This window comes from Pseudarthrobacter sp. rb (assembly GCF_056389225.1).
The window spans coordinates 141,266-150,434 of sequence record NZ_JBWJAR010000010.1 but is presented as its reverse complement, the minus strand read 5'-3'; the positions used below and the strand labels follow the sequence as shown (position 1 = coordinate 150,434).

The window sequence follows — 9,169 nt, the reverse complement described above, 5'->3', positions numbered from 1 at the left end:
GCCTCCACATCCAAATACCCGCACTGCGCGTCCTCGCGTCCCTGCATATGACAAGTCTTAACCACCAGACCCACCAGTCCAGTCGACGCGCCCCACATCCGCCGATTAGTTCAGCAGTCTCCTAGGGAAAGACGTGGTCCAACGGAACATATTTGAGGTTTGATGTTGTCCCATCCGTGTTGACGTCGTCATGTACCACCAGAAGGCCGCGCGGAAAGAGAGTGCCTGCGCTCTTGCTGGTCACGTCCACTCCGTCCGTTCCCGTCACCGCGTCTATCGTGCCGTTTGCCGCAACCGAGAACTTCTTCACGAAGGCGTTACTGCCAGCCCTGTCGTATGCGCAGATCGTCGAGTCGCCCTGACTGGACACAAACAAATGCCCAGCCCCACTGGAACCATATTCGATGCTCATGCCCTCAATGTCGGCCACCAGGTGGCCACCACCTGCTGTGTCAACGGCCACCCGGGATTCCCCGGCACCCGGTTCAGCACCGTACTTCCAGATGGCGACATCTTCCTCACCGAAATAGACGTATCCGAGTTCATCGTCAGCAACGCAGCTCTCGGTCGTGCTGGCGATAGCGATGGTGCGGACAAGGGCCGCGGCCACAAGGCCCGCGCCGTTGTCCTTCAGTTCAAACTCCTGCGCAGTCCCTGACGAGTATGGCGTCACAAAACCGTAGAACTTTCCACTCAGACTGCTGTGATACATGCAGAAGCCGTAATTGGGCGACACTGTTGCAATTGAACGCGCTGCCACTGGCGAGAGAGTCCTGGCTGTGGTGTCCAACGTGTACAGAACGAGAGTGTTGTTTGTCCGGTTGTTGGCCCCGACGAGGACAACGGACCTTCCGCCGAGGGAGAAGCCGGTACGCAAATCCACGTTTCCGATCATGCCGTCATTGCGGTACTGAATCAGCTTTCCGTCCATCCCGAAGACTCCGATGCCACCGCCCGAACTGGCTTTGTTGTCGGCAATGACCGCACTGCTGTTAGGCGCCTGGTCATTGACCCATATGGCAGAGTCATCCGAGACATCACCCGAGCCGGAGAAACCGACGGTTTCGGCGCTCGGCAGAACGCCTAAGGGCGACGATGGAGTCGAAGTAGCTGTAGGGCTTGGCGAAGCCGTTCCCGTGGCCGTAGCTGTGGGGCTCGGCGACGCTGTCGCTGTCACCGTCGGAGTAGCGGTCGGGCTAGGCGAGCTGGTCGGAGTAGCCGTCGCGGAAGGGGAGGCAGTCGAAAAGGTGATGACCAGTTGAGGAGGGTTGGACGTCTCGCGCGACGACAGGGAGCCCTGTACGTCCGGGGCCATGGTGAGCTCAAAACCTACGCTGCCCGAAGCTGGAACTGACGACACCGGCAGTGCCGCCGTCGCATATTTGTTTGACCGCAATGCTGCAGTGCGTGCAAGTTCTTCCGGGTGCCAGAGGGGCCGGGTCGCGTAGGACACAGTTGCTTCATCCCAAGAAGCTTCGCCGGGATGGACAACCACGCTGCCGTTAAGGGTCCGTTTGGAGTAGACCCGCAAGTTGGCAGCAGTGATGGTTCCGCCAGCGGGGATGGATACGTTGAAGCGGAGCAAGACGTGATACTGGGTTCCGGAAACTGCCAATGTGGTGGCAGTACCAAAATTGGTGTCCGGCGAAGCCGTGGAAAGGTACGTGTCAGCAGCGGCTGTCACGGTGAGTGTGCTGCTCACCGCAGTTGCGGACAGGATACCGCCGACTCCCAACAATGAGGCCAGGACCATCAATGCCAGGACAGATAAAGAGGCTGCTATAGCCCTGAATTTCCACATCTTGACTTCTCCCTGGAGGGGAGCCCGCCGAACCAGCACACCGGCCCTGGGGATTGGTTGTATCTGCCATGCGACCCGAAGTCGCAACTGGTGGTGGCTCATGAATGCTGGAACGGCGGTTGAAAAGCGGTGTGGCAAAAACCCGCGGCACTAAGTTTTGAGCCGCTTTTTCTGGATTATTCCCCTGCCCAAAACACGGGTCAAGAGATAGATCCTGTCTGGAACCCCCGTCCTGTAAATAGGGTAGAGCGGTCTTTCAGTTGCCTTTGACGTTGACCAACTGCCGCAGCTTGTGCCGCACCGTCACCAAGTCCGCGGCGTCCTGCATGACCTGGTCGATCGGCTTGTACGCGGCCGGGATCTCGTCGATGAAGGCTTCCGAAGCCCGGAACTCAATGCCCTTCATGGCCCGCTTCAGTTCCTCCAGGGTGAAGGCCTTGCGGGCTGCGTTGCGTGAGTATTCCCGCCCTGCCCCGTGCGGGGACGAGTTCAGCGACGCCGGGTTGCCCCGGCCTTCCACCACATACGACGCCGTCCCCATGGATCCGGGGATCAATCCGGGATCGCCGTGCGCGGCTTTGATGGCACCCTTGCGGGACACCCAGACCGGCTTGCCGTAGTGCGACTCCTGCTCTGTGAAGTTGTGGTGGCAGTTGATCCGCTCAAGCTCGCGCACCTTGCCTCCCACCCAGCGGCTGAACTGGGCAGCCACCCGGTCCATCATTTCCTCCCGGTTCAGCAGAGCGAAGTGCTGGGCCCACCGGAGTTCTGCGATATAGCGCTCAAACTGCGGCGTGCCCTCGTCCAGGTACGCCAGGTCAGGATCCGGCAGGTAGATCTGGTTCTTGCGGCTCACGTGCTGGGCCACCCCGATGTGGTGCTGGGCGATCCTGTTGCCGACGCCCCGCGAGCCCGAATGCAGGAAGAGCCACACGCCGTCGTCCTCGTCTGCGGAGATTTCGATGAAGTGGTTCCCGGAGCCCAGAGACCCCAGCTGCAGCTCCCACTTGGGAACGTATTGGGCGGGGTTGAACCCGGCTTTCGCGGCCCGCCGGTTGAGCTCGGCGATCCGCGGCTCCGCCGTGGGCAGGACGCTCCTGTTGTTGTGCCCGGCGGACAGCGGGATGATCCGCTCGATGTCCTCCCGGAGGCGCTTCCGGTCCTTCGGCAGGTCCTTCACGGAGTACTGGGTGCGCACCGCGATCATGCCGCAGCCGATGTCCACGCCTACGGCCGCCGGGATGATGGCGCGCAGGGTGGGGATGACGGATCCCACGGTGGCTCCCTTGCCCAGGTGCGCGTCCGGCATCAGCGCCAGGTGGGGGTAGATGAACGGCAGGGCCGCCGTCATCACGGCCTGCGCGCGGGTTTTGTCATCCAGGATGGACGCCCAGTTGAGAAGCTTCGGGCTGATGGTTTCCATTGCCGCCTCCTCCCACAACCATACGAGACGGCAAAACCGCGGCTTGTTCGTGAAACACAGCCCTGAAGGCCATGCTGCGCGAACAAGCCACGGTTAGGGAAACGGCTTGGTGCGGGAAGGTGCTTTACACCCTGCGGTGCGCTGGCTGGCGTTGATCCTGGACACCCAGTCCCAGCCGCGGCCGCGGCTGGGACATGTTGCGCAGGTTGAACCAGCAGAACATCGCCAGCCCAAAGTACAAGGTCAATTCCATGACCTCGCCGTACTCGGAGATGACGAAGGTGGGGGTAGGCCAAATTACCAACCGGAAGAGGCGGTAAGCCGCAGCCAACCCAAAGGCCGGCACGAGGCAGAGCGGGGGAACAAGCAGATGGCTGTATGTGGAGTGCTTCAACCGTTTGCGGAACGCCGCCCAAAGCGGAACGCATGTTCCATACATGCTTGCCATGAGCATGGCATACGGGACCAGTACCTGCACCCCCCGGAGGTTGTGCAGATTTGTCTCACCCTGGCGGTTGACCTCTTGCAGCTCTTCGGGGGTGCCCCACCCGAAGATGCGCTGGCCCCACGAAATCTCCTCGCCAGCGAGGAACACAACGCCAAGTGCCACCACGCCGTAAAGCAATGCCATGCCCACTTGCCGTCTCCGCAGCAGGCGGACGCTGAGCAGTGCCAGGAAAACCACCGCAGCGACAAGGAACGCAAACTGGAGCCACTCGATCGGGTGGTCCTCGTCGACAAGCCAGAGGTAGAACTCCTTGAAGGGAACAGTCGCCGCCACAGCGACGGACACGATGATGGGCAGTAGTACCAGCAACCGCGCCCGGCGGCGCGCAATGTTCCATTCGCGCGAGTCCCTCCTGACGAGCTCGCTCCCCCTTGCGTACCACTCCTGGTTGGCTGGCATTCTGCCTCCTAACGTAACCGGCCATGGCCTGCAGTCGCAGGCAATGAAGCAATGCCTGAGCTTCCCATGCCGCCTGCGGCCACGAAAGGTTCAGGGGCAGCCTTTGTGGTAAACGTGCGGGTAACCGCAGGCCCTCGAAATCGCCGGAAACACTGCGGGGCCGCCGTACCGATCCGGCGGCCCCGCAGGGTTCCAGCGATGTGGGCGGACCTAGATGCTGTAGCGCTCGTCCTCGTGGTCGCCCGGGTGGTCCTTGACCAGGCCCGCGGCCAGGGTGTTGCCGTCGAGCGGATCGATCACCAGGAACGCGCCGGTGCGGCGGTGGTGCAGGTAGTTCTCCAACGGCAACGGGGCGGCGAGGCGGAGCTGCGCGTGCCCGATGTCGTTAAGCTCCAGGCTGGAGGCACCTTCGAGCTTGAAGGTGGCCAGGTCCAGCTTGCCGGAGACGCTGCGGACCATCGCCTGGACGGTGCGGGTGCCGTGCTTGACCAGGACCTTCTGGCCCTCGCGGAGCGGCTTCGGGGACAGCCAGCACAGGGCGGCGTAGAGGTCGGCGGAGGCTTCGCGGACCGTGCCGGCGGCGGCGATGGTGTCACCGCGGGCGACGTCGAACTCGTCCGCCAGCCGGATGGCCACGGACTGCGGGGCGGCGGCTTCCTGCAGGGAGGAGCCGGCGAAGTCGATGCCCACCACGGTAGTGGTCCGCGGCGACTGGCCCGGCGTCAGCACGGACACCTGGTCACCCACCTTCACCGAACCTTCCGTGATCTGGCCGGCATACGCGCGGTAGTCGCGGTAGGCCTCTACATCCAGCCCGGCGGCGACGGCGTCGGGAGCCAGCGCGCCCTGCGGCCGGATGACCAGCTGCACGGGGAAGCGGAAGCTTTCCAGGTGGCTCTCGAGCTCATCGGCGGCGGGGAGGGTTTCGAGGACCTCCAGCAGCGCGGGGCCGGTGTACCACGGGGTGCGCTCAGAGCGCTCCACCACGTTGTCGCCGTCGAGTGCGGAGACGGGGATCACCAGCAGGTCGCTGATTCCGTCGGAGCCCAGGCCCAGTTCCCGGCCCACCTGCTGCACGTCGGCTTCGATGTCGCGGAACACCGAATCGCTGAAGTCCACCAGGTCGATCTTGTTCACGGCCACGATCACGTGGGCCACACGCAGCAGCTGCAGCACGGACAGGTGCCGGCGGGTCTGCTCCAGGACACCCTTGCGGGCGTCAATGAGGACGACGACGGCATCCGCAGTGGACGCGCCCGTCACCGTGTTCTTGGTGTACTGGACGTGCCCGGGGCAGTCGGCCAGGATGAAGCTGCGCTGGTCGGTGGCGAAGTAGCGGTAGGCCACGTCGATGGTGATGCCCTGTTCGCGCTCTGCACGCAGGCCGTCAGTCAGCAGGGCCAGGTCGATGCCGCCCTTGTCGCCGCCGAACCCGCGGTCCGCGGAGGTACGGGCCACGGCGTCGAGCTGGTCAGCCAGGATTGCCTTCGAATCGTGCAGGAGGCGGCCCACCAAAGTGGACTTTCCGTCGTCGACCGATCCTGCCGTGGCAAAGCGGAAGAGGGTGGTGGGCAGGGCCGTTTCCAGGTCCGCCGGGAGAACTGCTTCGGTGGTCATTAGAAGTACCCGTCCTTCTTGCGGTCTTCCATGGCGGCCTCGGAGATGCGGTCATCTGCGCGGGTGGCGCCACGTTCGGTCAGGGTGGAGGCGGCGACTTCGACCACGACGTCGGACACCGTGTACGCGTTGGACTCCACGGCACCGGTGCAGGACATGTCCCCTACGGTGCGGTAGCGGACGGTCTTGGTGATAACTTCCTCATCGGGGCGCGGCTGGGACACTTCGCCCACTGCGCGCCACATGCCGTCGCGGGCGAAGACTTCGCGTTCGTGGGCGTAGTACAGGCCGGGCAGTTCGATGTTCTCGCGCTCGATGTAGCGCCAGATGTCCAGTTCGGTCCAGTTGCTGATGGGGAACGCACGGACGTGCTGGCCCACGGTGTGGCGGCCGTTATAGAGGTTCCACAGCTCGGGGCGCTGGTTGCGGGGGTCCCACTGGCCGAACTCGTCGCGAAGGCTCAGGATGCGCTCCTTGGCGCGGGCCTTGTCCTCGTCGCGGCGGCCGCCACCGAAGACGGCGTCGAATTTGTTCTGCTGGATGGCGTCCAGCAGCGGCACGGTCTGCAGCGGGTTGCGGGTTCCGTCGGCACGCTCGGCCAATTCGCCGCGGTCGATGAACTCCTGCACGGAACCGACGACAAGCTTCAGGCCCAGCCGCTCAACGGTCCGGTCGCGGAAGTCGATGACCTCCGGGAAGTTGTGCCCGGTGTCCACGTGCAGCACGGGGAACGGCACCTTGCCGGGCCAGAACGCCTTGGTGGCCAGGTGCAGCATCACCACGGAGTCCTTGCCGCCGGAGAACAGCAGCGCAGGCTTCTCGAACTCGGCGACAACCTCGCGGATGATGTGGATGGCCTCGGACTCAAGGGTGTCCAGGCTGGACAGTCGGGTTGAGACGCCGGCCTCGGTCACCTGGGTCTCCTCGGTAAGTGAAGTGCTCATACGTGTAGTCCGCATTCTGTCTTGTCGGATCCTGCCCAGCGGCCGGCTCGGGGATCTTCGCCGGGCGCCACCTTGCGGGTGCAGGGCTGGCAGCCAATGGAGGGGTAACCCTGGGAAAGCAGCGGGTTGACGGGCAAAAGGTTGTCGTCCGAGTACTGGACCAACTGGTCGAACGTCCACGCTGCCATGGGGTTGACCTTGACCAGGCCGTTCTTTTCGTCCCAGGTGACCAGCGGCGTGTTGGTGCGGGTGGGGGCTTCGTCGCGGCGGACGCCGGTGAACCACAGTTCGTAGCCGGCGAGCGTGCGCTGCAGCGGCGCCACTTTGCGCAGGGCGCAGCACTGGGCAGCGTCCCGGGCGAAGAGGTCCTTGCCCAGGAGCCGGTCCTGCTGTTCCACGGTGGTCTCGGGGAGGACGTCCACCACGTTGACGCGGAGGTTCGCGGCAACCTCGTCGCGCGTAGCGTAGGTTTCCGGGAAGTGGTAGCCGGTCTCCAGGAACAGGACGTCGACGCCGGGCATCTGGTCAGCGACCAGGGCCGGCAGGACGGCGTCGGCCATGGAGCAGGCGACGGCGACGGCGGGCAGGTCGAAGTTGCGCTCCACCCAGGCGATCACGTCGCGGGCGGGGGCCTCCCAGCCGAGCTCAGCGGCGCCGGCTTCTGCAATGGCCTTGAGCTCTTCGACAGGGCGCTTGGCGGGTGCGGGTGCGAGATGCTTTGCCATTACTGCAGTGCCTCCTCGTCTGCTGCGTGGGCCCATTCGGCGAAGGTCTGGCCTTCGGCGCGGTCGGCCACGAACCGCCGGACGACGCGCTCCACGTAGTCGGGCAGGTCGTTGACGTAGACCTTCAGGCCGCGGACGGTGCGTCCCAGCCCGGCTTCCTCGCGGTCGTTGTTGGCCAGCCCGCCGCCCAGGTGGACCTGGAAACCCGGGGAGGGGTCGCCGTCGGGCGTTGGCAGCATCATGCCCTTCAGGCCGATGTCCGCCGTCTGGATGCGGGCGCAAGAGTTGGGGCAGCCGTTGATGTGCAGCGACAGTGCCTGCGGCAGCTGGCCCGAGCCGGCGAGGTCTGCCAGGCGGCGCTCGAGTTCGGCGACGGCGGTAGCGGCCGTGTACTTGGTCTCTACGATGGCCAGCTTGCAGTACTCGATGCCGGTGCAGGCAATGGTGCCGCGCCGGAAGACGGACGGGCGGGCGGACAGGCCCAGACCGTCCAGTTCGGCGATGAGCGGCTCCACTTGGTCCTTTTCCACATCGAGGACCACGATTTTCTGGTGCGGGGTGGTGCGCAGCCGGTAGGAGCCGCGGGACTCCAGGGTGTCCGCGAGTTTGACCAGGCCGGACCCGGAAAGGCGGCCGGCGATCGGGGTGGCACCGATGAAGAACTTGCCGTCCTTCTGCTCGTGCACGCCCACGTGGTCGCCCGGGGTGGCGGGCTTGGGCGCGGCGGGGCCGTCGGCCAGCTTGTAGCCCAGGTATTCGTCCTCGAGGATCTGGCGGAACTTCTCCGGGCCCCAGTCGGCCAGCAGGAACTTCAGGCGGGCCTTGGTGCGCATGCGGCGGTAGCCGTAGTCGCGGAAGATGCTGGTGACGCCCAGCCACACGTCTGCGGCCTGGTCCGGCTTCACGAACGCACCGAGGCGCTTGCCCAGCATGGGGTTGGTGGACAGCGCGCCGCCAACCCAGAGGTCGTAGCCGGCGCCGAGTTCCGGGTGTTCGATGCCCACGAACGCGCAGTCGTTGATCTCATGGACCACATCCTGGCTGGGGTGGCCGGTGATAGCGGTCTTGTACTTGCGGGGCAGGTTGGACAGCAGCGGGTTGCCGATGAACCGCTCCCCCAGCTCGGCGATGAGCGGGGTGGGGTCGATGATTTCGTCCTTGGCGATCCCGGCCACGGGCGAGCCCAGGATGACGCGGGGCACGTCGCCGCAGGCTTCGGTGGTGGACAGGCCCACGGACTCCAGTCGGTTCCAGATCTCCGGGATGTCTTCGACCCGGATCCAGTGCAGCTGGATGTTCTGGCGGTCGGTGAGGTCGGCGGAGTCCCGGGCGAAGTCCACGGAGATCTGGCCGATGACGCGCAGCTGCTCGGTGGTGAGGGCGCCGCCATCGATGCGCACGCGCAGCATGAAGTACTTGTCTTCGAGCTCGTGCGGCTCCAAGGTGGCGGTCTTGCCGCCGTCGATCCCCTGCTTGCGCTGGGTGTACAGGCCCCACCAGCGGAAACGGCCGTGCAGGTCCTGGCCGGGGATGGCGTCGAAGCCTTCCTTGGCGTAGATGGTCTCGATACGCTCGCGGACGTTCAGGCCGTCGTCTTCCTGCTTCCAGGTTTCGTTGGCGTTCAGCGGCGTCTTGCCGTCCACTTTCCACTGGCCATGCGGCTTCGCAGCGGGGCGGGACGGGCGGGCGGGGCGCTTGGGGGCAGCGGGGTCCGCCGACGCTCCGGCTAGAGCTGTATCAGTCATGCATCGA

Annotated in this window: 7 protein-coding genes; all 7 read right to left on the bottom strand. The window is 64.9% G+C overall.

Annotation, left to right across the window (positions count from 1 at the left end; genetic code table 11):
* Nucleotides 1-121: 121 nt before the first annotated feature.
* Entirely contained in the window at nt 122-1,702 is a 1,581-nt protein-coding gene (locus ACWRN3_RS14810) for a phytase (protein ID WP_476741122.1), read from the bottom strand.
* A 355-nt stretch (nt 1,703-2,057) separates the two neighbouring features.
* Nucleotides 2,058-3,224 carry an RtcB family protein gene (locus tag ACWRN3_RS14805; RefSeq protein ID WP_476741121.1) on the bottom strand — a complete coding sequence of 389 codons (1,167 nt, stop codon included), beginning with the start codon at nt 3,222-3,224 and terminating at the stop codon, nt 2,058-2,060.
* A 124-nt stretch (nt 3,225-3,348) separates the two neighbouring features.
* Nucleotides 3,349-4,131: a hypothetical protein gene (locus ACWRN3_RS14800; protein ID WP_476741120.1), complete on the bottom strand. Its 783-nt coding sequence runs from the start codon at nt 4,129-4,131 to the stop codon at nt 3,349-3,351.
* A 210-nt stretch (nt 4,132-4,341) separates the two neighbouring features.
* On the bottom strand, nt 4,342-5,748 hold the full coding sequence (locus tag ACWRN3_RS14795; RefSeq protein ID WP_476741119.1) for a sulfate adenylyltransferase subunit 1: 1,407 nt from the start codon (nt 5,746-5,748) through the stop codon (nt 4,342-4,344).
* Nucleotides 5,748-6,692: a sulfate adenylyltransferase subunit CysD gene (gene cysD / locus ACWRN3_RS14790; RefSeq protein WP_110541436.1), complete on the bottom strand. Its 945-nt coding sequence runs from the start codon at nt 6,690-6,692 to the stop codon at nt 5,748-5,750. The genes ACWRN3_RS14795 and cysD overlap by 1 nt, the downstream gene beginning before the upstream one ends.
* Nucleotides 6,689-7,417, bottom strand: coding sequence for a phosphoadenylyl-sulfate reductase (locus ACWRN3_RS14785; protein WP_476741118.1), 729 nt, complete (start codon nt 7,415-7,417; stop codon nt 6,689-6,691). Before ACWRN3_RS14785 ends, cysD begins: the two co-directional genes overlap by 4 nt.
* On the bottom strand, nt 7,417-9,162 hold the full coding sequence (locus ACWRN3_RS14780) for a nitrite/sulfite reductase (RefSeq protein ID WP_476741117.1): 1,746 nt from the start codon (nt 9,160-9,162) through the stop codon (nt 7,417-7,419). Before ACWRN3_RS14780 ends, ACWRN3_RS14785 begins: the two co-directional genes overlap by 1 nt.
* Nucleotides 9,163-9,169: the final 7 nt, after the last annotated feature.